Below are 20,492 nucleotides of genomic sequence, written 5' to 3' on the forward strand. Positions count from 1 at the left end.
CAAGCGATATTTACACAACCAATACACAATCACTTGTGCCGCTCCATCGCCTCAAGCCGGACCGTCGCGATCTCTGCAGCGTCGTGCGCGCGGAACCACGCGATGCCCAGCGCGATCGCGGCCAGCCAGCCCGCCGCGCCGAACGCGGTGGCGATCATGGTGATCATATCGCCTTATCCTCGGCAACAATGATCCGCTGCACTGTCTTCCAGTGCCCTGGCCACGCCACGGTCCACAGGACCAGGTCGACCACTTCTTCTGCAATCGGCTTCGGAATATCTGCGGTATGCATGGCGACTTCGTCGTCGACGATCGCGAAGCGCCCGCCGCATCGTTCCCATGCCGCTATCCAGTCGCGCGCTTTCCGCGCGGTCGTGCGAGACGGGTGGTCAATCACATCGGCGCTCATACCCCGCGTCTCCGCTTGTGAATGGTCCGGACCTCGGGTGGATAGAGGTAGATCAGCAGCAGCGTTACGACGCTGCCGCTGACGATGTCCAGAACGCTGCTCACGACTTCCCGCGTGAACCCCTTGACCAGGATCGCTGTGACAATCGCGGTGAAGGCGACGATCGCCGCATTGTCCCATATCCCGACCGCGCGGCGTTTCGTGCGCCATCGCTCAGGGTGCTCCAGTCTTTCGCGCTCAGCCTCTACGCCCAGGCTGATCATCAGGCGCTCGATTTCGGTCATGCGGCGCCCGGCCGGTCCGCTTCGGCTTCGCGGGCCTCCAGCTGGTCGAGGTGCGCAAGCAGCAGGCTAAGCGCCGCGACCGACACGCGCACCGCGCCATCGTCGCGTCCAGACACCTTGTCTTTCAGATAGACGACTGCAGCGTTCAGCCAGTCGCCGGCAGACCCCAGATCTCGCGCCAGATCGTCTAGCGATGGCGGATCGAGTCCCAGCTGGCGCACTTTCTCACCGCACCCCAGAATATCGTTGGTCATCATGCCGGCTCCTCCGCTGGCGTTTCGTCGTAAGCCATCATCAGGGCTTCCTGGATCGCGCTGGCGCGGGTGTCCCCACCCTTCAGGCCTTGCACGAAGGCGCCCCATTCCTCGGCGTTGTACCGAACCAGCGCGCGGAACAGCCGATCGCGGTCGAGGCCTTCCGGTGGATGCGCGAGCACCTTCACCAGTCCGAGAAAGATTGAACCGGAATGGACGACGCGCTGACTGGGAAACGCCCCGGCCAAATTGGTCAGTGCCGCCGACGTGACCGCAGCACCGTGCTTGCGCATGGTGCTCGCGATTGAGGCGGTGAACGCGATCTCACCCGGCGCCCATGCCGTCGATGACGTGTTGCGGGCGATGGTCAGCCCCGCATCGGTCACAAGGCGCTGGATCTCCAAGGCCTCGTCATCCGCCGCCGCCAGCGCGGCGTGGAAATCGTCCAGCCGGTTCATAGGCTTCCGCGATCGATTCGCGGCGATGAACATGCGCGCCTCTTCCTCGGGACCGTCGTAGCTGAAGACGCAACAGGGGAGGTGAGGGATGTCCGCGCGGCGCTTAGCCGCAAGTGTCCGGTGCTGGCCGTCGATCACGGCCATCCGGCCGTCGGGCCGGCGCGATACGACCAGCGGTGCGCAGAGCCGCCAGTCGAATTTCGCGGCGATGCTGGCGATCAGACGGCGCGATGCGTCGTTGTCCGTCGAGCGCTGATAGGCGTCGTCGATCGACAGCCGGTCGACACCGATCCATTCGATTGTCGGCGGCGCACCCAGCGGGGCTGGGTATGCCTGCCGTCGTTCCGGCGCCTTCGGCCTTGGCTTCGCGGCTGCGACGGGGGCAGGCTTGGCCGCACGTTGCTGCGCCGTGATCCGCGCGCTGATGTCGTCGGTGTCGTCGCGCCGATCCGCAATGGCCGCTTCAGGATCTTTGGTCCGCGAATGCGGCGGGGCCGGCGCTTCGAGCTCGTCCAGTTCGACGAGTAGCGCGCGGGCCTCGCTTGGGTGTCGCGCATAGACGACGCCCTTACGCAGGATGGCCATCATGCCGACAAGAACGATCGCTTGCACCTTCGCGCGCCCGATCATCGTATGGATCAGGAACGATCCGTTAGGCTCGCGTTTGCCGGCGACGTGCTCCTGAATCCAATCGGGATACGGGTTCGAGCCCTTGTTGATCCAGGATTGGACCGCCAGCTGTGGAGCATCACCCATGATCGGCACCGCCCCCTCCGCCGCTTATGGTTGAGCCGGGCGATCGGGGGTGGTGACCGCCCGGCTCGTCCGTCCGTGGGGCGTCGGACGGAATGGGTTTCAGGACGGAGACGCGCTCGATCTCCTGCATGATGATGATCTTCGCGCCCGGCCGGCGCTTCGCCTGCCGGGCGGCCTCGTCGCGCGCGGCGTCCAGCGACTGCTCGCGCTGGTGCGGCATCGGCTTGCCCTTGCGCCAAACGGCGAAGGCATAGCTCTCGCGCGGTGTGGTGACGGGATCGGTCATTGCGGATCGTCCAGATGGATCGTGGTCATGAAACTGGTGTCCGTCCCTTTCACGGCCGCGACGCGACGCTGCAGCTTCCGCGCCAGCACATCGCAGGTGGCGCGCGTCTTCGAAGGTGTCGCGCAGTCGACAGACGAGTGGATCAGGAGCGCCATGACGTTCAGCAGCTCGTCCACAACATCGCCGCTGATAATCGCCGCGGTGCGGGTGCCGTCTGAATTGTCGACGATGCTGGCTTCGATCACCGTCGTCATGAAACCGTCGCGCAGCTTGTCGCGGTAGGCGTCGACCGCCCTGGCATCTCGTTTCAGCGTCATGCCGCAGCCCTCGGCCCGTCTTCGACGGCGCGAAGGTGCGAGCCTGCGCGCTCCGGCACGATCAGCGCGGGCGGGTCAGGATCGTAATCGACCCCACCAGGATCCGGACACCACATTTCGCAACTGCGCGTCTCATGGGTCATCGGGTTGATGGTCACGCCATTCCCAGTGCCCGTGACGAGCACAACGGGCGGTGCGCACAGGCACGCGCCGATCTCGCTATTCGGGTTGATCTTCACGGGTTCGGCGGCGAAATGCGACGCGCCCCGCGCCCAATAGTGGCAGGTGCCGCACAGGCTATCCAGGCGATCGTCGGTCACGCCATCATCTCCAGGCCACCCAGACGACAGACGTCGGCGATCCATGTTGCGAATACGTCGTCGGGCAGTCCGCTGCCGTCGTAACGGTCGCGCAGGAGCGCGATTTTGAAGGCGAGGGCGGCGTGATCAGGGGCCGGACAATCGGCCAGCCGATCCATCGCCGCGTACATGGCGACGACCAGTTCATCTATGTTCGCCGGCTCTTTGGCCATGGCGTCGGCGGCATCATATGTTGCCTTCGCGGCCTCGTAGTTCTCCACTGCCGTGTTCCAATCAGCAGGACTGGCAGCCGGGGCCAAGGCCGCGTTTAAGACGTCACACAGCTCATCCGAGATCTTCGCCAACGAGCAATCGTTCCGGATGACGTGATCGTCGGCCTCGCTGCGCGCTGCATCGAGCTTCACAAGCACGTCGTCGATGTTGCGCGCGGGGAGCGCCTGGATTGCCAAAATTGCCCAGGTCCGCGCGTCGCCCGCCGCATTCAACTGCTCGTCGGTGAAGTCGTCGCCCAAGGCTTCCAGCGCTGCCTCCGCGTTGGACAGAGCCTCGCTTGCCGCCGCCCAGCTCGCATCCAGCGGATGCGGCGTGGCCTTCTTGATTACGATATACGCGCTCATGCTGGCGTCTCCCCGGCCATGCGGAGGATGTCCGCGATCAGATAGGTCTCAGGCTCGCAATCGGGGTGTCGGCGTACGAGCTTGCATTTGAGCGCCAGCGCGGCGAGCGTCGTCACCGGGCATTCGATCGCCGCCCATTCCAGCGCGTATCGGCGGTCGCCCAGCGTCTGTTCGCGATCGGTCGCCGCGTCGTAGCCGGTGCTGACCTTCAGGGCTTCGATCTGGAAGTTGCGGCGATCGTCTGCGTCTACCAGCCAGCGGCAATCACGGATGAAATCAGAGTCGGCCGGACCAGGGGCGGGCTCCCCTTCGTCCCGCAGGACCTGCCGGGCCATGCGGGCGGCATTGCCATCGGTCGTGAACCGATGCACCTCACCCTTGAAGTTCACAAAGGAGTGCGGGCAGTTTTCGTGCGGGATCGCGGCGACCGCCGCCTCGAAGCGATCATGCGCTGGCTCCCATACCTCGCTGCAATATCGCTCGTTGATGGCGTTGGCCTTCTCCCATGCGCGATAGAGGCGCATGAACCGTACATCCGTTGCGGCGGGGACCGCGGCGGCGGGCTGAGGCGCGCAGGACACGGACAATACCGGAAGGGCTGCGGCTGCGCCGAGTAGCGCCCGCCGGGTGGGCTGGCCGCTCATGGTGCCACCTGCGCGGAACCGTTCTCGAGGACGAACCAGCCGGACCCGACATGCAGGAAGCCCTGGGCGCGAACGATCGCACGAACCTGCTCGGCGACGACCTTGTCGCTGATCGTGTTGCGGTATCGGTGAAGCACCCGCTTGCGGGGCCAGCCCTCGCAGACGTCGACCTCGACCACATGTTTTCCAGGCGGAAGCCGCAACTTCTCATCCAGCTCACCTGTCGGGTCCAGCATGAGGCACCCGCCGATCGCGAGCATGGCGGCGACGGCTTCCTCGGCAGTGTCGTAGCTGCGGCTGTCGTCGAACCGACCAGCGCTGTTCAGATACGCGATCACGGCGGCGCGACGCGCGGGGACTTCCTTGAGATGCTCGAACAGCGCGTCATGGCGCGCGACACGCAGCCGCTCCTGCTCGTCCATCTTTATGCCGGCGCGAAGGCATTCGCCTTCCGACGACATTTCGACGATGATGCTGATGTCGGACGCGTCCAGCGCAGTCAGGAACGCCAGCGCATAGCGCTTTGGATCAACCTCGACGTCGTATCGTTCCAGCGTCGCGATCGCCGTCTCGATGGGTTCGGCCTTCGACAGGTCGACCCTCGGCTTATCAGTGCGCGCCATTGCTCGCTCCAATCAATGTGGGTTGAAGGATGCCGACGACCTTGCCGAGCAGCATGTCAGCCACCCCGACGTCGTCGATGTACGGGCCGTCCGAGAATCCGCCGGGGCGGATGCGCTCACCTGCGCGGACGGCGGCTTTATAATTCGGAGACCGGTAGAATGGGTGGGTCATCCACAAGCCGCGTTTGTGGCAGCGCGACGTCTCGACGATCGAATATGACCGGCGGAATGTCCCGCCTGACCATTCTCGACACTGCGACATCCTAAGAAAGAACTGCCCCTCCTCCGGCCAGTGATAATCAGGATCGACCACCGCGACCTCGCCCGCCTCCAAAATGGGCCGGAGGGCCGGATTCTCGTTCAGGTGGAGAAGGTGTCGGGGAGGCGGTGCTACGAAGACGCGAAGCTGGATGCCGGTGTCAGCGGCGACCCGGGTCAGCGCTGGCACACGCGCCTCACAATAGACTGCGTTCACGATGCCAGCTCCACATTTGGCGCCTTCATCATCGTTGCCACGGTCTTCTTCGCCTGATCGAGGATGTTCAGGGAATGCTCGATGAAGATGAGCCGATCGGCCTCGTCGCAGTCCTCGAAGGCCGCCCGCAGCATTGCGGTGACTTCGCGCTGAGCAAGCTGCAGCACGTCGATCACGCTGATGTCATTGCTGATCCGCGCGGAGGCGGCGGCAAGGTTGTCGTATTGGGGAAGGCGCGGGGCGCCCTTGTTGATGTTGACGGTCACTGGCCACCCCCGTTCCGGGGCACGCGACCAAACTGCACCCCGAAGTGCAGGCCGAACCACTGGATCTCGAAGAAGCGGACCTCGCCGTCGACCTGATCGTCGAAGGTGCGTGCGTCCATGTTCACGGTGTTGATCGTACCCCAGTCATACCAGGGCTCGATTGCTGCGAGAAAGCGCTGGAGGGCGCTCATTCTCGGCGTAACGGCGGCGTCGGCCATGCTTGGTCTCCTGCTCAAAGTCACAGGATCGACCAGCTATGGGGCGGGCATTTGCCCGACTACCGCCGTCAGTGCGTTCCTGCGCGAACCAGCGTCTTCGGCCCGTAGGCGATCAGCTGATGAGGCAGGTATGCGTGTGACGTATCACACTGTCAAGCGGTTAAGTGTTTTTCAACACACTCTCATTGTGATCAGACTTTTCGCCCGATCCAGACAACGCGTCCGGCAATGAACAGGTCTTCGGCGTCGACCTCCTCGGGAGGAATAACGGGGTTGTCCGACATAATGCGGATTCGGTTCGGACCGATCGTGCGCAGCCGCTTGATCATGCTGGCGCCGTGCACGCTGACCGCCCATATCCGATCCTGAAGGTGAAGCCGGCGCTGAGTGGTGTCGATGATTACCTGGTCACCGTTCACCATTGTCGGGAACATGCTGTCCCCATCGCCGCGTGCGACATATAGGCGCTCAGGCGCGGCTTGGGTAAGAGCTCGCAGAAAACCCGGGTCGAACAGTACGGGCATTTCATCAGGGAAATCCTCGATCTCCGCGCCTGGGCCCATCGCATAACCCAAGTCAACCTGACGAAGCGCGATCGCGCCATCGCCAGCCGACGCTGACACCAGCATTGGGTGGTCGGATTGAACCACCTGTTGTTGGCGCGCTGCGGCCCGGCCAAACGCATCGGGCAACAGATCCCCGATCGTCAGACCCAGCGCCTGGGCGAGCTTCTCAACCGTCCCGAGCTTTATGTCCTTCGTCATTCCCTGGAGAATGTCGCGGACGACCGTTTCGCCCAGTCCGGCGGTTCGGGCCAGCGCCTTGGCGCTGACGTTCCGCGCCGCGATCGCTGCGCCCAGTCGGACACGCACGATGTCGATTGCTGATTCAGATGCCATGTCGCAGTGTGCCAAAAAACCACTCCCCCCGCCATATGGTGACGCAAAACCCGATATGGCTTGAAAGTGTGACCAATCACACGCATAAGAGGGGTTAATGACAGATGCACTCATAGATGAGATCGAGGTCTTCTTGGGCCTCACGGGCATGACACCGACAGGGTTCAGCGCGCGCGCAACCGGCGACCGCCATTTCGTTCGACAGGTGCGCCTGGGCCGAAGGGTTTGGCCTGAGACAGCAGAGCGCGTGCGCGCTTTTATGCGGACCGAGGCGCAGCAACGCGCTAAACCAGAGGCGCAATAACCGTGGCCGGGGGAGCGCGCCGGTTATCCGGTAGCGGACACCGGCGTGACGCGCTGGATCAGGCCGATTTCGCGCGGCGCATCGATGATGCAAAGGCGCGGACCAATCTCACCGACATCATCGGACCCTACACGACGCTGAAAAAGCGCGGGCGCGAACTGGTCGGCCTGTGCTGCTTCCATGACGAGCGCACTCCTTCGATGGAGGTCAACGAGGGCAAGGGCTTCTATCACTGCTTTGGGTGCGGCGCGCACGGCGACGCGATCGGCTTCCTGCGCGCGAAGGTCGGGCTCAGCTTCATGGACGCGCTGCGCACGCTGGAAGGCGGGACCTATCCCGAGGTGACGCCCGAACAGCGTGCGAAGTTGCGCAAGGAGGAAGCGGTCGCCACGGCCGCGCGGATCGCCGAGGCACGATCGGTCTGGGAATCGGGCGCCCCTGCCGCGGGAACGCTGGCGGAGATTTATTGCAGGTCCCGCGGAATTACGATGGACCTGCCGGCGTCCGTCCGGTTCGCGATGACGCCGCGGTTCAAGGATCCCGAAACCGGCGAGGTCGGCCGCGATTATCCTGCGATGATCTGCGCGCTGGTCGATCTCCATGGCCAGGTCATCGGCGTGCAGCGGATATTCCTTGCGCCCGACGGCAAAAGCAAGGCGCGTATGAGCAAGCCGAAGTTGTCGCTCGGCGTCATCGTCGGATCTTCGTTCCGCGCGGGTGTTGCCGAAACCAGTCTCGAGGAGGTCGTGATCTGCGAAGGGCCGGAGGACGGCCTTTCGCTCGCGCAGGGTCTGCCCGGGCGGAATGTATGGGTCGCGTGCGGAACGGCACTGATGCCGCGCGTCGACCTCCCTGCTTCTGTTGTCCAGGTCACGCTGGCCGGCGACAACAACGCCGCTGGCCGGAAGGCGGTCGACGAAAGTCGCGCCGCCTATCTCGATCAGGGCCTTCGCGTTGCGGAAATCTACCCGTCCGACGGTTTCCGCGATTGGAATGACGAGTTGCAGGGTGTCCGGTCATGACGGACGGCATTTTCGAGGACCGCAGCGCTGGCGCGCGCGAGACGACCTCCGATCCGCTCCCGCTGACCGGCGCCACCCAACGGCAACAGGAATACCCGCTCCATGCGCTGGGCCCGGTGCTGGAGAGCGCGACGCGCGCGGTGATGCGTCATGCCTTCGTGCCGGCCAGCCTTGCCGCTCAGTCGGCGCTCAGCGCTTGCTCGCTGGCCATCCAGGCGCATTTCGACGTCCGGCTACCAACTGGCCAATATCGGCCGACGACGCTCTATTTCGTCACGATCGCCACCACGGGCGAGCGCAAGTCGACGTCCGACGGATATTTCATGGCGCCCGCCGAGGAATACCAGAAAGAGCTGCACGACAAGCACGCGCTCGAAAACGGCGGGATGATCGCGAAGAAAGCGGCATGGGACACCGCGAAGGCGGAGGCGATTAAGGCGAACAAGGCGCGTGGACCGCAAGCGCTGGAGGCCGCGCTGAAGGACATCGGCGAGAAACCGGCGGATCCCATGGAGCCAATCCTGATCGCGCGCGCCGGCACCACCCAGGGCTTGCTCAAATATTTCGAGAAGGCCCGGCCATCGCTCGGCCTCATGTCGGACGAGGGCGGATCCTGGCTTGGCGGCTTCGGGATGAGCGAGGATCAGCGGCTCAACACCGTCGCCACGCTCAGTGACCTGTGGGACGGAAAGCCGATCCAGCGCCTGACCGGGGGAGAGGGCGCGTCCATGCTCTACGGGCGCCGTCTCACATTCCACCTGATGATCCAGCCCGTCCTGGCGGGAAAGCTCATGGGCGACGCGGAGATGAAGGGGCAGGGCTTCCTGAGTCGGTTGCTCGTCACCCAGCCCGAAAGCCTCGCCGGCCAGCGCATCGTCGATCCCGACCTGATGGACATGGACGGTTTCGATCGGGAGATGGGCGACTATCGCCAACGCGTCTCCGACATCATCCGCGCACCGCTACCACTCGACCCAGAGACCAACATCCTGAAGCCGCGCGGACTGCGAATGACCGAGGACGCGCAACGCATGTGGTGGGAGTTTTACAATGTAAATGAGCGGCGGGTCGGCCCGAATGGGGATCTGCAGGACGTCCAGGGCTTCGTCGGCAAGTTGCCCGAACAGGCTGCGCGCATCGCTGCGGTACTGGGCGCATTCGAGCAAGGCGCACGGCTCCAGGTCATCGACGCAACCTTGCTGGCGCGCGGTATCGAGCTGGCCGAATTTTACCTGTCCGAGGCGCTGCGCCTGATCGGCATGGAGCCGGTAGACCCGGTGACCGCGATGGCGTCCACGTTGTCCGACTGGCTGAAGGAAAAATGGGATGAGAACCTGATCTCGATCAGGATGATTTCGAACAAGGGTCCGAACCAGTTTCGCAAGATCGGCGCCGACGGGATCCGCCCGGTTATCGAGACCCTGATCCGCAACGACCACCTGTCACCCAAGCTGCCCAGCGGCGGGCCGGTGGGCGGCAAACATGCCCGCGAATGCTGGCGGGTTCAGGTCGGCCGTGGGTAAGTTCGACCCCTCCCGCTTCATCCAGGCTGAGCGCGAACGGTCGCAACTGTCGCAGGCGTCCCCGGAAACTGTCGCAGCCGTCGACACCTTCGCCGGCATGGACAAAGACTATGATTTCCGCCGTTTTCGAGCTGTGCGAGCCGAAACTGTCGCAAAGTCGCAACTGTCGCAGCTCCCTGAAGGTGAATTTCCATGGTCAGCTGGTCTCGCGACCCTGCAGGATCTTCGCCGGCCGATCGCAATGTCCGAGAAATCCTGGGATCGCATGGTATGGCTCGCGCTCGATCTGTCGGTGAAGTGGGGGCGCCAGGCGCTTGATCTGGGCTGGACACCGCTGGAGCTGTTCGGGTGCCACATCCATCCGCTCGCGCGGCGGGTCGATCGGGATGGTCTCGCCATCTCGCTTGCGAGGCTCGACACTGAATTGACCGACATCACGACCTCGCACGCGGCGATGCGCGACCGCTGCGGCAGCGTCCTGAAATACTATCGCATGGCGCGGGATCATCGGACCTTCCTGTGGGAAGCCTTCGCATTCCGCAGCGGGCCGTAACTGTCGCAACATGGCTGCGACAGTTCTGCGACAGCAACCCCGATCGGAGGGTCTTCCACCACATTCCAACAGCGGAATGAGGGGCGCTAACCTATTGCTATATATATACATGTTGGAGAACAATATATGAACATAGGGGAATATCTAAGCTCTGTAGCAGAGCCCCCTGCGACAGTTGCGACAGTTGCGACAGTAGAGCCTGGCGGGAAGTGGATCATCTTGCGGGTATCGGGAGCGCGCACGCTGGCGCTTGTGGATTCGCTGTCCAATGCGGGCTATTCGGTCTGGACGCCGCGCCACACGCAGACGCGCCGCGTTCCCCGGTCTCGCGCTCATCGGGAACAGGACGCCGCGCTATTGCCGACCTTCGCCTTTGCGCGCGCCGAGCACCAGTCCGATCTAATGTCCATCGTATCGAGCCCGAGCCGGCGGCACCCGCAATTCAGCATCTTCCACTATGGCGACGGCATCCCGAAGATAACCGACGCCTCTCTCGGCTCGCTGCGTGTGGCGGAGAACCGGGCGATCCTGCGACGGAAGGTTCGGCGAGCCAGCAAGGGCGAGCCGCTGGCCGTCGGCGCTGTCGTCGACATGCCGGAGGGTGCATTCGCGGGCCTCTCCGGCACCGTCACGGAATCGAACGGTAAGCACACCATGGTCTTTCTGCCGGGATGGTGGACAGAAATCGAAGTCGACACTTCCCTTCTGCGCCAAGATTAGGCATATAGGGACCAGCCGAAGGGCACCGTCGCTCTAGCGACCAGGCGAGCACAGTGCTGAGCGGGTTAAACCTTGCTCCCCTCGCCACCTACCACGGGACTGCGGTTTCGGGGTCGTCCTACGGCATGATCAATTCAATGCAGGATAGAGCAGTCCGGTAGCTCGTCGGGTTCATACTCCGAAGGTCGCGGGTTCGAATCCCGCTCCTGCGTCCAGATAGCGAGGGCCGATGCCCAGCAAGCCCCCGAACCTCCGCACCCGACCCCGCGCGCCGTGCATCGCGTCGAACTGGAACAAGCGGGCATCCCGGCAAGAGCGCGGCTATGGGCGTGCCCACGACCTGATGCGTGCCCAGGTGCTGCGCGAGGAACCGCTGTGCAGGATCTGCAATAAGGCAGGACGGATCACCGCGGCGACGATCGCCGACCACCGCATCCCGAAGGCTGAAGGCGGATCGGACGAACGAACCAACTATCAGGCCCTGTGCCGCCCCTGCCATACCGTGAAGACGGCGGCAGAGAGCGCGAGGGCGAAAGCGAGGAAGCGAACATGATGGGCTTGCTCATGAGGCACACACCCAAGAGTGAGGAGCCGAAGATGGCCAGTCGCGAACTACTCGTGAAGGTGTGTGACGCACCAGGCGGTGGGCAAGGCGAGCGAGCGCTGGTGCTATGCGATCGCAACGGCCATCCGCTTCCCGGACAGACTGCCGTCGACACCCGCGCATCGATCGGCGAGGACGCGTTCATCACCGTGACGTTCCGCATCGACGGGGCAATGGTCTGCTGGGCATGAGCATGATCTATCCGCTCAACGTGAACGCCCCTGCAAAGGATATCACGATCCGCATGCGTGTCACTGGCGTAAAGCGCTTCACCTTCCGCATCGGGTTGGCATTGCAGGTCCTGCGCTTCGCCTCGCTGATCCTGCCGACGAAGTCAGAGATCAAGGTCGAGATGGAGGATGACGCCAAGCCGAACAGGGTGGCACGCCATCGGGCGTGACGCCGATCGGGGAGGGGGTGGGTCAAAAGTCCGGACGCGCACCTATGGGGACCGCGTTGTGGGGTCTTTTTTTTGCACGCGCGAATTAAACTTCGGGGCGCAATTAAATTTCAAAGGGGGTGCGGCTTGGCCGAAATCCTCGCTTCCCTGGTCCAGCGGCCGGCGATCTACAGCCGGAACGCGATCAGCTACATGACTGCGCGCAGTTGGCGGGCCGACGTGAAGGCGGACACGATCCGCGCACTGAAGACGGCGAAGGCGCACGGCTGTTCCGACACCTGCGATGCTGGCGTCTCCGACATCGCTGCGATCATCCGCAAGCTGTTCGGATCCAGTCCGAAAGCGTCCATCACATCGGTGCCCTGCGGTCATAGCCGGGTGCCTGACTGCCTGGGCAGGCGTCTCGCCGAAGGCGTCGCCGCCGATCTGGGCATCCCATTCGTCCAGTGCTGGGCCGATCGCTTCGTCGATGGCGTCTCGCACCCGAAGGAATTTCACAAGCTGCCGCCCCTCGAATGGGTCGCGACACCTCCGCCAGCGCTGATCGTAGTCGACGATGTCGCGACGTCGGGCTGGCATCTGGAGGAAGCGCTGACCGCGCTGCGCGATCGCGGCGTCGAGGCATTCGGCATCGCATGGATTGGAGGCACGCGTGGCCCGGATCGCGATAGTGGGAAGCCGGAAGCGCCTCGATCGATCTTCAGTGGAAGCGGCCGTAAATGGGCTGGAGCCCGATGACGTGGTGATCAGCGGCGGATGCCGTGGCGTTGATATATGGGCGGCCGATGCCGCGCGCGCTCGCGGCCTCCAGGTCGTCGAGCATCTACCCGACCTGAAGGGCGTTCGAAGCCGCGGGGAATCAACCCGGCGCTATTACGCTCGCAACCAGGTGGTCGTCGACGACTGCGATCAGGTGATTGCGTTCGTCTCCACCGATCGTCGCGGCGGGACAGAGGATACGATCGATCGCGCTCACGCGGCCGGCAAGCCGGTGACGCTGACATGAAACCTGGCCGCAAGCCGGAGCCCCGCAGCGTGAAGGAAGCGCGCGGCACCCTCCGCCCTTATCGTGACGCGAAGACCGGCGAGGTCACGGTGCCGGGCTCGCCCCCTGCCATGCCCGACTATCTCACGCCCGAGGCGATCGACGTTTGGCAGGAAGAGATTGGCCGGGCGATGATCGCGGGCGTCACCGAGGTCGATAGTTCGCACTTCGCCCGATACTGTTCAACTGAAGCGCTGGTGCGCGCCGCCTTCAATGCCGGCCAGCCTCCGCCCGCAGCCTATCTGACGGTCCTTCGCCAATATGCGGAGCTGATGGGCATCGCGGGCCGCAAGAGCCGTGTCGGCAAGGTGGCGGATGACCCGAGCAAAAACACAAACCCGTTCAGCCGAAACGGAAGCCGGGCACGCTAGAGATTATGCCGCCATCGCCCTCGCCTATGCCAAGAAGGCTGCGGGGGACAAGGATCAGGTCGAGCACTGCAAGTTCGTTCGACAGGCCGCACAGCGCCACCTCGACGACCTGAAGGCGTCGCGATCGAAGATCTACCTGTTCCGCTTCGACGAGTGGCACGCCAACGACGTCTGCGACTTCATCGAGAAGCTGCCTCACATCGAGGGGCAGTGGGACACCCCGACGATCACGCTGGAGCCGGCGCAGATCTTCATCCTCGCAATGGTGTTCGGCTGGCGCGAGAAAGCCACCGGGCTCCGCCGATTCACCGACGTCTATATCGAGATGGCGCGCAAGGGCGCCAAGTCGACGCTGACCGCGGGCGTGATCCTCTATTGCCTGTGCTGCGAAGAGGAGCCCGGCCCGCTCAACCTGATCGGCGCAACCACCGGCGCCCAGGCGCTCAAGGTGTTCAAGCCCGCGAAGGAGATGGTGTCGAAGCTGGCATCGCTCCGCGAAGCCTTCGGGCTGAAGGTATGGGCGAAGGCGATCGAATGCCTGGACAATGGCGGCGTCATCCACACGATCAACGCGAAGGGTTCGACCCAGGACGGGCACAACCCGCATTGCGCGGTCCTCGACGAGCTGCACGCCCATAAGGATCGATCGCTCTACGACGTGATCCACTCGGCCGACGGCGCCCGGCGGAACCCGCTGTATTGGAAGATCACCACCGCCGGCACGAACACGCATGGCGTCTGCTATGAGGTCCGCACCTTCCTGACGAAGGTGCTGGCCGGGCTCATCACCGCCGATCACGTCTTCGGCATCATCTTCACGCTGGACGGCCCCACCGACTTCACGCCCGAACGTACCGTGGGCGACGATCCCTATGACGAGCGGAACTGGCCGAAAGCCAATCCGCTGATGCCGGTGACGCCATCGCTGAAGTCGATGCGCGGCCTCGCCATCCTCGCCAAGGGGTCACCCGGTAGCGAGACCGAGTTTTTCACGAAGCGCCTCAACCGCTGGATGGGCGCCGCGACCGCCTGGTTGAGTGCGCCGGCCTGGATCGCCTGCACGAACAAGGCGCTTCGCCTCAGTGATTTCCGGGGGCTCGACTGCTACATCGGCGCCGATCTCGCCGACAAGGACGACATCACGGCGGTCTCGCTGGTCGCCCTCGATCGCGAAGGCCGGTTGCTGGTGAAGACATGGTTCTTCCTGCCCGAGGTCGCGCTGAGCCGGGCGGACCCCGCTTCGAAGCAGATCGTCGAGCTTTATCGTCAATGGAAGGATGGCCGCTGGCTCTGGACGACGCCCGGCGACTTCGTCGATCATAACCGCGTCGAGCGCCATATCCGCCGGCTGGCCGGTGTACTGTCGATCAAGAATGTCGTCTTCGATCAATTCGCAGCCGGCCAGGCAATGGCCTCGCGGCTGAACGAGGACCTGGACGGCGGCGACGGCGACTTTGCCTCCATCCTCCACAAGAACGCCGGCAACGTCACTGACCCCGCCAAGGATTTCGAGGCCCGGATCAAAGCCGGTCCTCACCTGATCCAGCACGACGGCAACCCGGTCATGAACTGGATGATCGGCAACGCCGTGGTCACGCGCCATGTCAACGGATCGATCTTGCCGAAGAAGGAGACGACCATGTCCCCGAACAAGATCGACGGCATCGACGCTGTGATCAACGCAATGAAGCCGATGCAGCTTCCGCCACAGGAAAGCGACGTCGCCGCCCTTCTGGCGAGCCTTGCCTGATGAGCTGGTTCACCGGCTTCATCGATCGCCTGAGCGGCATTATCCGCCTGGGCACGCGCACCAGTGCGGACGGCGGCCCCGGCACCGCGAACACCGCGGGCGAGATCGTCACCGAGCGTACCGTATTCGCGCTGCCAACGGCTGCGGCATGCATCATGCTTCTGGCCGGGACGCAGGCCACCCTGCCCCTGATGGTGTATCGGCCGAAGGGCGCGGGCCGGGAGGCTGCCACAGACCATTGGCTCTATCGCATCCTGCACGATGATCCGAATGCCGATCAGACCGCGGTCGACTTCTGGGAATTTCTATGCGTCTCGCTGGAGTTGCAGGGCGACGGTATCGCTGAAAAGCTTCGCGGCTCGGGCGGGCAGATCATTGGGCTCGACCCGCTGCCGCCCGGTATCGTCTCCCGCGGCCGGCGGTCAGACGGCGAGATCGAATATCGTTGGACATGGAACGGCAAATCGCGCGTCGAGACGAGCGAGAATATTCTTCACATCCGGGGCTTCGGCGGCGATCCGCTGGGCGGACTGTCGACGCTGTCCTTTGGTGCCGAGACCTTCGGCTATGCGCGGGCGCTCAATCGCACGTCGAGCACAGTCGTCAAGAACGCCATGCGTCCCAGCGGGGTCTATCAGAGCGACGCGAAAGTCACCGCCGAACAGGTGAAGGAAGTCGAGGAACTGCTCGAGCGCAAATATCAGGGCGCATCGAATGCCGGCCGCCCGATGGTGCTCGGACACGGGCTCAAATGGCAACAGCTCACCATGTCGCCGGCCGACCTGGAGATGCTGGAATCGAAAGGCTTCTCGGTCGAAGAGATCTGTCGGCTGTTCGGCGTTCCGCCACACATGATCGGCCATACGGCGGGCAATACCCAGCTCGGTAGCAGCATCACCGACATGACCCGAAGCTTCGAGAAATTCACACTTCGCCGCCGCCTCAAGAAGATCGAGGCCGCTTTGCGCAAGCAGTTGCTGACGCCCGAAGACATCGCCCGCGGCATCACGATCGAGTTCAACATGGAGGGCCTGTTGCGCGGCTCCCCCGCCGAGCGCGCGGCCTTCTACGGCGCTGGCCTGGATAAGGGCTGGCTCAACGTCAACCAGGTCTGCGCCTTCGAGAATTTCCCGCCGGTGCCCGGCGGGGACATCAACCGTGTCCAGATGCAGAACGTCCCCCTCACCATGACGGCCACGCCCACCGCGATCAACGCCACTCCGGCGGCCGAATAGGAGCGATCATGTCCCTGCTCACCAAGGACAGCGGCGAACCGCTGGACATCAAGGCTATCGCCGACGACGGCAGCTTCGAGGGCTACGGCTCGATCTTCGGCAATGTCGACAGCTATGGCGAGGTCGTCGAACCCGGCGCCTTCACCCAGTCGCTGGCTGAGGCCGGCACGAAGGCGCCCACCGTCAAGATGCTTTGGCAGCATGACAGCGAACAGCCGATCGGCGTTTGGGAGGATCTGCGCGAGGATCGCAAAGGTCTGAAGGTGCGCGGCCGGCTGTTGATCGACGAGGTCGCGAAGGCGCGCGAAGCCTATGCGCTGTTGAAGGCAGGCGCCCTGGACGGACTGTCGATCGGCTATCGCACGCTCGATGCGGGCCCGCACGCCACGAAGCCGGCCGTCGTTTCGCTCAAGAAGTTGAAACTGAGAGAGGTCTCGATCGTCACGTTTGCCGCGAATGATCGCGCGCGCGTCGAGGCCGTGAAACATATTCTGGCGGCCGGCAATGTGCCGACTGTCCGCGAGTTTGAGGATTTCCTGCGGGATGCAGGCGGATTCTCGAAATCCTTGGCCGTGGCGATCGCGGGCAAGGCAGCGCCGCATCTTCGGGGGGAGCCCGAAGCGAAGGCCGATGACCACCTGCGCAGGTTCCTTGAGGTCCTGCGCGCCTGACCTTCCACACTCCCCACTGGAGAAAAATCATGACGAAGCGTTCCCTTCTCGCTGGCGCTCGCGCCGGCTTCAATCCCCGGATCGGCATCATGACCAAGGCTGAGCGCAGCCTGGGTCGCTATATTCGCGATGGCGAGGGCCACCCCGAAACCAAGTCGGTCGAACAGATGGCCGACGATCTGCGCAAGTCGATCGACAAGAAGCACGAGGAAGTGCTGAAAAAGGCGGACGACGCCATGGCAGAGGCCAAGCGGGTCGGCGGGCTTTCGGAGGAGACCAAGAAGACGGTCGACGAGGCGCTGACCGGCATCAACGTCCTGCGCGAACAGCTCAGCCAGGTTGAGCAAAAAATGGCCCGCAAGCCCGGCGACGGCGACGATGAGGTCAAGTCGTATGGCGGCCAGGTCGTCGATGCCGATCGCTTCAAGGCGTTTGCCGAGAAGGGTTTCGACGGCAGCATCCGGATCGAGCTGAAGGATTCGGATCGCGTGAAGGCGATCACGGCCGCCCAGGCTGCGGCATGGAGCATGCGCGACCCGACGGTCGTCTCGCTTCCGCGTCGTGAGCTGACGATCCGGGATCTGCTGACCGTCGTTCCCACGACCAGCGGCAGCATCGACTATGCCCGGCAGACCACCCGCACCAACAACGCGGCCGTCGTGGCGGAAGGCGCGACCAAGCCGACCAGCAACTATATTTGGGAACTGGTCAACGCGCCGGTGCGCACCATCGCCCACCTGGCCAAGCTGACCCGGCAGGCGCTGGAAGATGCGGTCCAGCTTCAGGGCGAGGTGGATAGCGAAATGCGCTATGGTCTGGCGCTCGCCGAGGAAACCGAGCTGCTGACTGGCGACGGCACGGGCCAGCACCTTACCGGTCTGATCCCGTCCGCCACCGCCTATGCGGCACCGATCGTTGTTGCCAACCGCAACAAGATCGACGTGATCCGTCTGGCCCTGCTCCAGGCAGAGCTGGCGCTGTTCCCAACGGATGGTATCGCCCTCAACCCTGCCGACTGGGCGGACATCGAGCTGACGAAGACGGGCGACGGTGCCTATGTCTTCGCCAATCCGATGAACATGGCCGGCCCGCGGCTGTGGTCGAAGCCGGTCGTCGCCACCCCGGCAATGACCATCGACAAGTTCCTTGTCGGCGGCTTCAAGCTCCAGACGCTCTATGACCGCATGGCGCCCGAGGTCGTGATCGCGTCTGAGAACAGTGATGACTTCGAGAAGAATCTTTACACCATGCGGTGTGAGGAGCGCGTTGCGCTCGCCATCAAGAAGGCGCTCGCGCTGATCTACGGCGACTTCAGCGACGCCATCGGCTGATTGTGTGGCGGGGCGCTCGCCCCGCCCACCTTTCCCAAAGGAGAAGCATCATGGCCGAACTGGTCAATTATAAAGTCGTGCGTGAGCATACGGGCGACAAGATCACCGATGACGGCACCGTCGTTCATCACTTCGCGGTCGGCGAAACGCGCCTCGCGGATCCCACCGTCGTCGCCAATCTGGTGCCCGGTGTGCTGGAGGCGCCCAAGGGCCAGAAGGCGGAACCGCCCCACGAAAACAAGGCAGAGAAGGTCGAGGAAAACAAGGCCCCCTCGAAGGAGAAAGGCAAGTGATCCGCCGTCCGAACCCCGGCACGCTGGTGTCGGATGTCGGCGATGTCGTGGACATCGGCGGCCAGGTCGCGGGCGCGAGCATCGTCGTCGGCGCGGAGAACACCAATGTCCGCGCCATCACCATCCAGCTCAAGGACGCACAGGGCAAGGACCTCGCCCACCGCGGCGTCGTGCGGGTTGCTGTCCTGGCGGATGCCAATGGCGATGCGTTCGTCGGCACTGGCGGTTCCACGGGCATCGCGATCGGCACCGACGGCGCGCTGCTGCCGATCGTCGCCAAGAAGCTGTTCATGGCAATCTCGGAAGCTGACGGCGACATCGATCTGACCTGGACCGATACCGGGACGGAAGCGGCCTATCTGGCCGTCATCCTCCCCAATGGCCGCATGGTCATCAGCGCCGCCCTGACCAACACCTGAGGAGGCACGCATGCCCGCTTCGCGCGCAAAGGGTCCGACGACGTTCGGCACAAAGGGGCTGCCCATCGCCCCCGGCTCAACCGATCTGCCGGTCAATACAAAGGCGATCGTCTGCACTTCTGCCGGCAATGTCACACTCGTTCCCGAGGGCAACGAAAATGCCGAGACTGTCACCTTCACCGATTGTCCCGTCGGCTTCAGCCCACCCTATGTCGTGCGCCGCGTGACGGCTGCGACCGGCACATGGGCAACTGTCGCAGATTAACGAGGAGTCTCCCATGAAGATCAAGACGAAGATCGCCATCCTGAATGGCGAGCTGAAGACGAAGCCCGAAGTGAAGGACTGGCCGATCACCACCGACGGCCGGGTCGCTAAGGGTGTCACGCTCACAACCGGCGAACACCTCCCGAAAGGCCTCGCCGACGACTGGGTGAAGCGCGGCAAGGCGGTCGAGGAAGAAGAAAAGGCGACCAAGCCCGTCGAGACGCCGAAGCCCTGATATGCGTGTTCGTGTCGTCACCCGGCCTGTGCCGATCGTCACATGGGAAGATGCCGACGCGCATCTGAACCTGGCCGGCGATCTCACGCAGAAGGTTCAGGTCGAGGCCGCAATCGCGGCCGCGACCGGCAATCTCGATGGCCCGGGCGGCTGGCTGGGGCGGGCGATCGGCGCGCAGGTACTGGAGGCCTTTGTCGATAATTTCGGCTGCGGCTCCATCGTCCTGCCGTACCCGGAGATCGCGCGCGTCATCAGCGTTACCTATATCGATGCCGACGGCGCCGACCAGGTCGTCGATCCCGACGACTATGCCCTCTACGGCCAGTCTCTGACGCCGGCATTCGGTAAGTCCTGGCCGTCGCCCAGGATGCAGCGCGAAGCGGTCCAGATCCAGTATGATGCTGGCTATGACGAGGACGATCCGGCGCTCGCCGTGGTCAAGGCCGCAATCCTGTTGATGGTCGGTGACCTCTATCGTTTCCGCGAAACCACCGTGGCGGGCACGATCGCAACGAAGGTGCCGATGAGCACGACCGTCGAGAACCTGCTCGCACCTCTTCGGAAATATCCCTGATGGCGCGGATCGGCGCTGGCGAGCTTGATCGCCGCATTCAGTTCTGGCGGGTGCCGCTGACCGACGATGGCATCGCCCGCGTGCGCGGAACGCCGGTCCAGCTCGGCACGCCGCAGCCCGCGAAGAAGACGGATGTGAGCGACGGCGAGCGCGTACGGGCCGCGCAGCAAGGACAGGATCTTACCTCGCGCTTCCTCGTGCGCTCGAACCCGCTGACCATAACGATCACCGGCAAGGACTATCTGGTTTATCGGGGCAGAACCTTCGAGGTCACAGGCACGAAGGACAGCGAGGAACGCGACGACGCCATCGAGATCACCGCGATCGCGCGTCCGGACATGACCCTGTGAG

The 20,492-nt window shown here is 63.9% G+C and carries 35 protein-coding genes and 1 tRNA gene; 21 read left to right on the plus strand and 15 right to left on the minus strand.

Features of this window, described 5'->3' with window-relative positions; translation table 11 throughout:
• Positions 1-29 precede the first annotated feature (29 nt).
• From AC3WN8_RS02970 to AC3WN8_RS03040, 15 genes are all read right to left on the minus strand, one after another.
• Positions 30-167 carry a hypothetical protein gene (locus AC3WN8_RS02970; protein ID WP_492667887.1) on the minus strand — a complete coding sequence of 46 codons (138 nt, stop codon included), beginning with the start codon at positions 165-167 and terminating at the stop codon, positions 30-32.
• Positions 164-409 carry a hypothetical protein gene (locus AC3WN8_RS02975; RefSeq protein ID WP_492667888.1) on the minus strand — a complete coding sequence of 82 codons (246 nt, stop codon included), beginning with the start codon at positions 407-409 and terminating at the stop codon, positions 164-166. Before AC3WN8_RS02975 ends, AC3WN8_RS02970 begins: the two co-directional genes overlap by 4 nt.
• The gene (locus AC3WN8_RS02980) at positions 406-693 is read right to left on the minus strand and encodes a hypothetical protein (protein WP_492667889.1); all 288 of its coding nucleotides are present in this window, start codon (positions 691-693) and stop codon (positions 406-408) included. Before AC3WN8_RS02980 ends, AC3WN8_RS02975 begins: the two co-directional genes overlap by 4 nt.
• Positions 690-947, minus strand: coding sequence for a hypothetical protein (locus tag AC3WN8_RS02985; protein WP_492667890.1), 258 nt, complete (start codon positions 945-947; stop codon positions 690-692). The genes AC3WN8_RS02980 and AC3WN8_RS02985 overlap by 4 nt, the downstream gene beginning before the upstream one ends.
• The gene (locus AC3WN8_RS02990) at positions 947-2,161 is read right to left on the minus strand and encodes a DUF6551 family protein (RefSeq protein ID WP_492668019.1); all 1,215 of its coding nucleotides are present in this window, start codon (positions 2,159-2,161) and stop codon (positions 947-949) included. The genes AC3WN8_RS02985 and AC3WN8_RS02990 overlap by 1 nt, the downstream gene beginning before the upstream one ends.
• Positions 2,154-2,447 (minus strand): hypothetical protein, encoded by a 294-nt coding sequence (locus AC3WN8_RS02995; protein WP_492667891.1) that lies wholly within the window; start codon positions 2,445-2,447, stop codon positions 2,154-2,156. Before AC3WN8_RS02995 ends, AC3WN8_RS02990 begins: the two co-directional genes overlap by 8 nt.
• A complete protein-coding gene (locus tag AC3WN8_RS03000; protein WP_492667892.1) occupies positions 2,444-2,764 on the minus strand; it encodes a hypothetical protein in 321 nt (106 codons plus the stop codon). The genes AC3WN8_RS02995 and AC3WN8_RS03000 overlap by 4 nt, the downstream gene beginning before the upstream one ends.
• Complete coding sequence (locus AC3WN8_RS03005; protein ID WP_492667893.1) at positions 2,761-3,084, minus strand: hypothetical protein; 324 nt, start codon at positions 3,082-3,084, stop codon at positions 2,761-2,763. Before AC3WN8_RS03005 ends, AC3WN8_RS03000 begins: the two co-directional genes overlap by 4 nt.
• Positions 3,081-3,701 (minus strand): hypothetical protein, encoded by a 621-nt coding sequence (locus tag AC3WN8_RS03010; protein WP_492667894.1) that lies wholly within the window; start codon positions 3,699-3,701, stop codon positions 3,081-3,083. The genes AC3WN8_RS03005 and AC3WN8_RS03010 overlap by 4 nt, the downstream gene beginning before the upstream one ends.
• Positions 3,698-4,345, minus strand: coding sequence for a hypothetical protein (locus tag AC3WN8_RS03015; protein ID WP_492667895.1), 648 nt, complete (start codon positions 4,343-4,345; stop codon positions 3,698-3,700). The genes AC3WN8_RS03010 and AC3WN8_RS03015 overlap by 4 nt, the downstream gene beginning before the upstream one ends.
• Entirely contained in the window at positions 4,342-4,968 is a 627-nt protein-coding gene (locus AC3WN8_RS03020; RefSeq protein WP_492667896.1) for a hypothetical protein, read from the minus strand. The genes AC3WN8_RS03015 and AC3WN8_RS03020 overlap by 4 nt, the downstream gene beginning before the upstream one ends.
• The gene (locus AC3WN8_RS03025) at positions 4,955-5,443 is read right to left on the minus strand and encodes a hypothetical protein (RefSeq protein WP_492667897.1); all 489 of its coding nucleotides are present in this window, start codon (positions 5,441-5,443) and stop codon (positions 4,955-4,957) included. The genes AC3WN8_RS03020 and AC3WN8_RS03025 overlap by 14 nt, the downstream gene beginning before the upstream one ends.
• The gene (locus AC3WN8_RS03030; protein ID WP_492667898.1) at positions 5,440-5,709 is read right to left on the minus strand and encodes a hypothetical protein; all 270 of its coding nucleotides are present in this window, start codon (positions 5,707-5,709) and stop codon (positions 5,440-5,442) included. The genes AC3WN8_RS03025 and AC3WN8_RS03030 overlap by 4 nt, the downstream gene beginning before the upstream one ends.
• A complete protein-coding gene (locus tag AC3WN8_RS03035) occupies positions 5,706-5,927 on the minus strand; it encodes a hypothetical protein (RefSeq protein WP_492667899.1) in 222 nt (73 codons plus the stop codon). The genes AC3WN8_RS03030 and AC3WN8_RS03035 overlap by 4 nt, the downstream gene beginning before the upstream one ends.
• Positions 5,928-6,118: 191 nt before the next feature.
• Positions 6,119-6,826, minus strand: coding sequence for a S24 family peptidase (locus tag AC3WN8_RS03040; RefSeq protein WP_492667900.1), 708 nt, complete (start codon positions 6,824-6,826; stop codon positions 6,119-6,121).
• Between the two features lie 306 nt (positions 6,827-7,132).
• Between AC3WN8_RS03040 and AC3WN8_RS03045 the strand changes: the two genes are divergently transcribed.
• From AC3WN8_RS03045 to AC3WN8_RS03145, 21 genes are all read left to right on the plus strand, one after another.
• Positions 7,133-8,152, plus strand: coding sequence for a CHC2 zinc finger domain-containing protein (locus AC3WN8_RS03045; protein WP_492667901.1), 1,020 nt, complete (start codon positions 7,133-7,135; stop codon positions 8,150-8,152).
• Positions 8,149-9,675 (plus strand): YfjI family protein, encoded by a 1,527-nt coding sequence (locus tag AC3WN8_RS03050; protein WP_492667902.1) that lies wholly within the window; start codon positions 8,149-8,151, stop codon positions 9,673-9,675. Before AC3WN8_RS03045 ends, AC3WN8_RS03050 begins: the two co-directional genes overlap by 4 nt.
• The gene (locus AC3WN8_RS03055) at positions 9,668-10,228 is read left to right on the plus strand and encodes a hypothetical protein (RefSeq protein WP_492667903.1); all 561 of its coding nucleotides are present in this window, start codon (positions 9,668-9,670) and stop codon (positions 10,226-10,228) included. Before AC3WN8_RS03050 ends, AC3WN8_RS03055 begins: the two co-directional genes overlap by 8 nt.
• Positions 10,229-10,447: 219 nt before the next feature.
• Positions 10,448-10,948, plus strand: coding sequence for a hypothetical protein (locus AC3WN8_RS03060; protein WP_492667904.1), 501 nt, complete (start codon positions 10,448-10,450; stop codon positions 10,946-10,948).
• A gap of 138 nt (positions 10,949-11,086) precedes the next feature.
• A tRNA-Met gene (locus tag AC3WN8_RS03065) sits at positions 11,087-11,163 on the plus strand.
• Between the two features lie 14 nt (positions 11,164-11,177).
• A complete protein-coding gene (locus AC3WN8_RS03070) occupies positions 11,178-11,501 on the plus strand; it encodes an HNH endonuclease (RefSeq protein WP_492667905.1) in 324 nt (107 codons plus the stop codon).
• Between the two features lie 44 nt (positions 11,502-11,545).
• Positions 11,546-11,743, plus strand: a complete 198-nt coding sequence (locus AC3WN8_RS03075; RefSeq protein WP_492667906.1) for a hypothetical protein — start codon at positions 11,546-11,548, stop codon at positions 11,741-11,743.
• A gap of 2 nt (positions 11,744-11,745) precedes the next feature.
• A complete protein-coding gene (locus tag AC3WN8_RS03080; RefSeq protein ID WP_492667907.1) occupies positions 11,746-11,952 on the plus strand; it encodes a hypothetical protein in 207 nt (68 codons plus the stop codon).
• Between the two features lie 126 nt (positions 11,953-12,078).
• Complete coding sequence (locus AC3WN8_RS03085) at positions 12,079-12,690, plus strand: type I phosphoribosyltransferase (RefSeq protein ID WP_492667908.1); 612 nt, start codon at positions 12,079-12,081, stop codon at positions 12,688-12,690.
• Complete coding sequence (locus AC3WN8_RS03090; RefSeq protein WP_492667909.1) at positions 12,656-12,958, plus strand: hypothetical protein; 303 nt, start codon at positions 12,656-12,658, stop codon at positions 12,956-12,958. The genes AC3WN8_RS03085 and AC3WN8_RS03090 overlap by 35 nt, the downstream gene beginning before the upstream one ends.
• Positions 12,959-12,987: 29 nt before the next feature.
• Positions 12,988-13,368, plus strand: coding sequence for a hypothetical protein (locus AC3WN8_RS03095; RefSeq protein WP_492667910.1), 381 nt, complete (start codon positions 12,988-12,990; stop codon positions 13,366-13,368).
• On the plus strand, positions 13,313-15,118 hold the full coding sequence (locus AC3WN8_RS03100; protein WP_492667911.1) for a terminase large subunit: 1,806 nt from the start codon (positions 13,313-13,315) through the stop codon (positions 15,116-15,118). Before AC3WN8_RS03095 ends, AC3WN8_RS03100 begins: the two co-directional genes overlap by 56 nt.
• Positions 15,118-16,353, plus strand: a complete 1,236-nt coding sequence (locus AC3WN8_RS03105) for a phage portal protein (protein WP_492667912.1) — start codon at positions 15,118-15,120, stop codon at positions 16,351-16,353. Before AC3WN8_RS03100 ends, AC3WN8_RS03105 begins: the two co-directional genes overlap by 1 nt.
• An 8-nt stretch (positions 16,354-16,361) precedes the next feature.
• On the plus strand, positions 16,362-17,024 hold the full coding sequence (locus tag AC3WN8_RS03110; protein ID WP_492667913.1) for an HK97 family phage prohead protease: 663 nt from the start codon (positions 16,362-16,364) through the stop codon (positions 17,022-17,024).
• Positions 17,025-17,113: 89 nt separating this feature from the next.
• Entirely contained in the window at positions 17,114-18,355 is a 1,242-nt protein-coding gene (locus AC3WN8_RS03115; RefSeq protein ID WP_492667914.1) for a phage major capsid protein, read from the plus strand.
• Between the two features lie 50 nt (positions 18,356-18,405).
• Positions 18,406-18,648 (plus strand): hypothetical protein, encoded by a 243-nt coding sequence (locus AC3WN8_RS03120; RefSeq protein WP_492667915.1) that lies wholly within the window; start codon positions 18,406-18,408, stop codon positions 18,646-18,648.
• The gene (locus AC3WN8_RS03125; protein WP_492667916.1) at positions 18,645-19,067 is read left to right on the plus strand and encodes a hypothetical protein; all 423 of its coding nucleotides are present in this window, start codon (positions 18,645-18,647) and stop codon (positions 19,065-19,067) included. The genes AC3WN8_RS03120 and AC3WN8_RS03125 overlap by 4 nt, the downstream gene beginning before the upstream one ends.
• Positions 19,068-19,077: 10 nt before the next feature.
• Entirely contained in the window at positions 19,078-19,332 is a 255-nt protein-coding gene (locus AC3WN8_RS03130; RefSeq protein ID WP_492667917.1) for a spike base protein, RCAP_Rcc01079 family, read from the plus strand.
• A gap of 13 nt (positions 19,333-19,345) precedes the next feature.
• A complete protein-coding gene (locus tag AC3WN8_RS03135; RefSeq protein ID WP_492667918.1) occupies positions 19,346-19,567 on the plus strand; it encodes a hypothetical protein in 222 nt (73 codons plus the stop codon).
• Position 19,568: 1 nt separating this feature from the next.
• Entirely contained in the window at positions 19,569-20,141 is a 573-nt protein-coding gene (locus AC3WN8_RS03140; protein ID WP_492667919.1) for a head-tail connector protein, read from the plus strand.
• On the plus strand, positions 20,141-20,491 hold the full coding sequence (locus AC3WN8_RS03145; protein WP_492667920.1) for a phage head completion protein: 351 nt from the start codon (positions 20,141-20,143) through the stop codon (positions 20,489-20,491). Before AC3WN8_RS03140 ends, AC3WN8_RS03145 begins: the two co-directional genes overlap by 1 nt.
• Position 20,492 lies beyond the last annotated feature (1 nt).

The sequence above is a fragment of the Sphingobium sp. FW305-3-2-15-F-TSA7 genome (assembly GCF_058787155.1).

Bases quoted from the DNA above. Each gene is read 5' to 3' on its own strand.
- AC3WN8_RS03105 (WP_492667912.1), top strand. From the start codon at position 15,118: ATGAGCTGGTTCACCGGCTTCATCGATCGCCTGAGCGGCATTATCCGC.
- AC3WN8_RS02975 (WP_492667888.1), bottom strand. From the start codon at position 409: ATGAGCGCCGATGTGATTGACCACCCGTCTCGCACGACCGCGCGGAAA.
- AC3WN8_RS02980 (WP_492667889.1), bottom strand. From the start codon at position 693: ATGACCGAAATCGAGCGCCTGATGATCAGCCTGGGCGTAGAGGCTGAG.
- AC3WN8_RS03035 (WP_492667899.1), bottom strand. From the start codon at position 5,927: ATGGCCGACGCCGCCGTTACGCCGAGAATGAGCGCCCTCCAGCGCTTT.
- AC3WN8_RS03130 (WP_492667917.1), top strand. From the start codon at position 19,078: ATGCCCGCTTCGCGCGCAAAGGGTCCGACGACGTTCGGCACAAAGGGG.
- AC3WN8_RS02970 (WP_492667887.1), bottom strand. From the start codon at position 167: ATGATCACCATGATCGCCACCGCGTTCGGCGCGGCGGGCTGGCTGGCC.
- AC3WN8_RS03070 (WP_492667905.1), top strand. From the start codon at position 11,178: ATGCCCAGCAAGCCCCCGAACCTCCGCACCCGACCCCGCGCGCCGTGC.
- AC3WN8_RS03110 (WP_492667913.1), top strand. From the start codon at position 16,362: ATGTCCCTGCTCACCAAGGACAGCGGCGAACCGCTGGACATCAAGGCT.
- AC3WN8_RS03040 (WP_492667900.1), bottom strand. From the start codon at position 6,826: ATGGCATCTGAATCAGCAATCGACATCGTGCGTGTCCGACTGGGCGCA.
- AC3WN8_RS03015 (WP_492667895.1), bottom strand. From the start codon at position 4,345: ATGAGCGGCCAGCCCACCCGGCGGGCGCTACTCGGCGCAGCCGCAGCC.
- AC3WN8_RS03140 (WP_492667919.1), top strand. From the start codon at position 19,569: ATGCGTGTTCGTGTCGTCACCCGGCCTGTGCCGATCGTCACATGGGAA.
- AC3WN8_RS03145 (WP_492667920.1), top strand. From the start codon at position 20,141: ATGGCGCGGATCGGCGCTGGCGAGCTTGATCGCCGCATTCAGTTCTGG.
- AC3WN8_RS02995 (WP_492667891.1), bottom strand. From the start codon at position 2,447: ATGACCGATCCCGTCACCACACCGCGCGAGAGCTATGCCTTCGCCGTT.
- AC3WN8_RS03050 (WP_492667902.1), top strand. From the start codon at position 8,149: ATGACGGACGGCATTTTCGAGGACCGCAGCGCTGGCGCGCGCGAGACG.
- AC3WN8_RS03100 (WP_492667911.1), top strand. From the start codon at position 13,313: ATGACCCGAGCAAAAACACAAACCCGTTCAGCCGAAACGGAAGCCGGG.
- AC3WN8_RS03020 (WP_492667896.1), bottom strand. From the start codon at position 4,968: ATGGCGCGCACTGATAAGCCGAGGGTCGACCTGTCGAAGGCCGAACCC.
- AC3WN8_RS03120 (WP_492667915.1), top strand. From the start codon at position 18,406: ATGGCCGAACTGGTCAATTATAAAGTCGTGCGTGAGCATACGGGCGAC.
- AC3WN8_RS03115 (WP_492667914.1), top strand. From the start codon at position 17,114: ATGACCAAGGCTGAGCGCAGCCTGGGTCGCTATATTCGCGATGGCGAG.
- AC3WN8_RS03010 (WP_492667894.1), bottom strand. From the start codon at position 3,701: ATGAGCGCGTATATCGTAATCAAGAAGGCCACGCCGCATCCGCTGGAT.
- AC3WN8_RS02985 (WP_492667890.1), bottom strand. From the start codon at position 947: ATGACCAACGATATTCTGGGGTGCGGTGAGAAAGTGCGCCAGCTGGGA.
- AC3WN8_RS03000 (WP_492667892.1), bottom strand. From the start codon at position 2,764: ATGACGCTGAAACGAGATGCCAGGGCGGTCGACGCCTACCGCGACAAG.
- AC3WN8_RS02990 (WP_492668019.1), bottom strand. From the start codon at position 2,161: ATGGGTGATGCTCCACAGCTGGCGGTCCAATCCTGGATCAACAAGGGC.
- AC3WN8_RS03135 (WP_492667918.1), top strand. From the start codon at position 19,346: ATGAAGATCAAGACGAAGATCGCCATCCTGAATGGCGAGCTGAAGACG.
- AC3WN8_RS03080 (WP_492667907.1), top strand. From the start codon at position 11,746: ATGATCTATCCGCTCAACGTGAACGCCCCTGCAAAGGATATCACGATC.
- AC3WN8_RS03075 (WP_492667906.1), top strand. From the start codon at position 11,546: ATGGCCAGTCGCGAACTACTCGTGAAGGTGTGTGACGCACCAGGCGGT.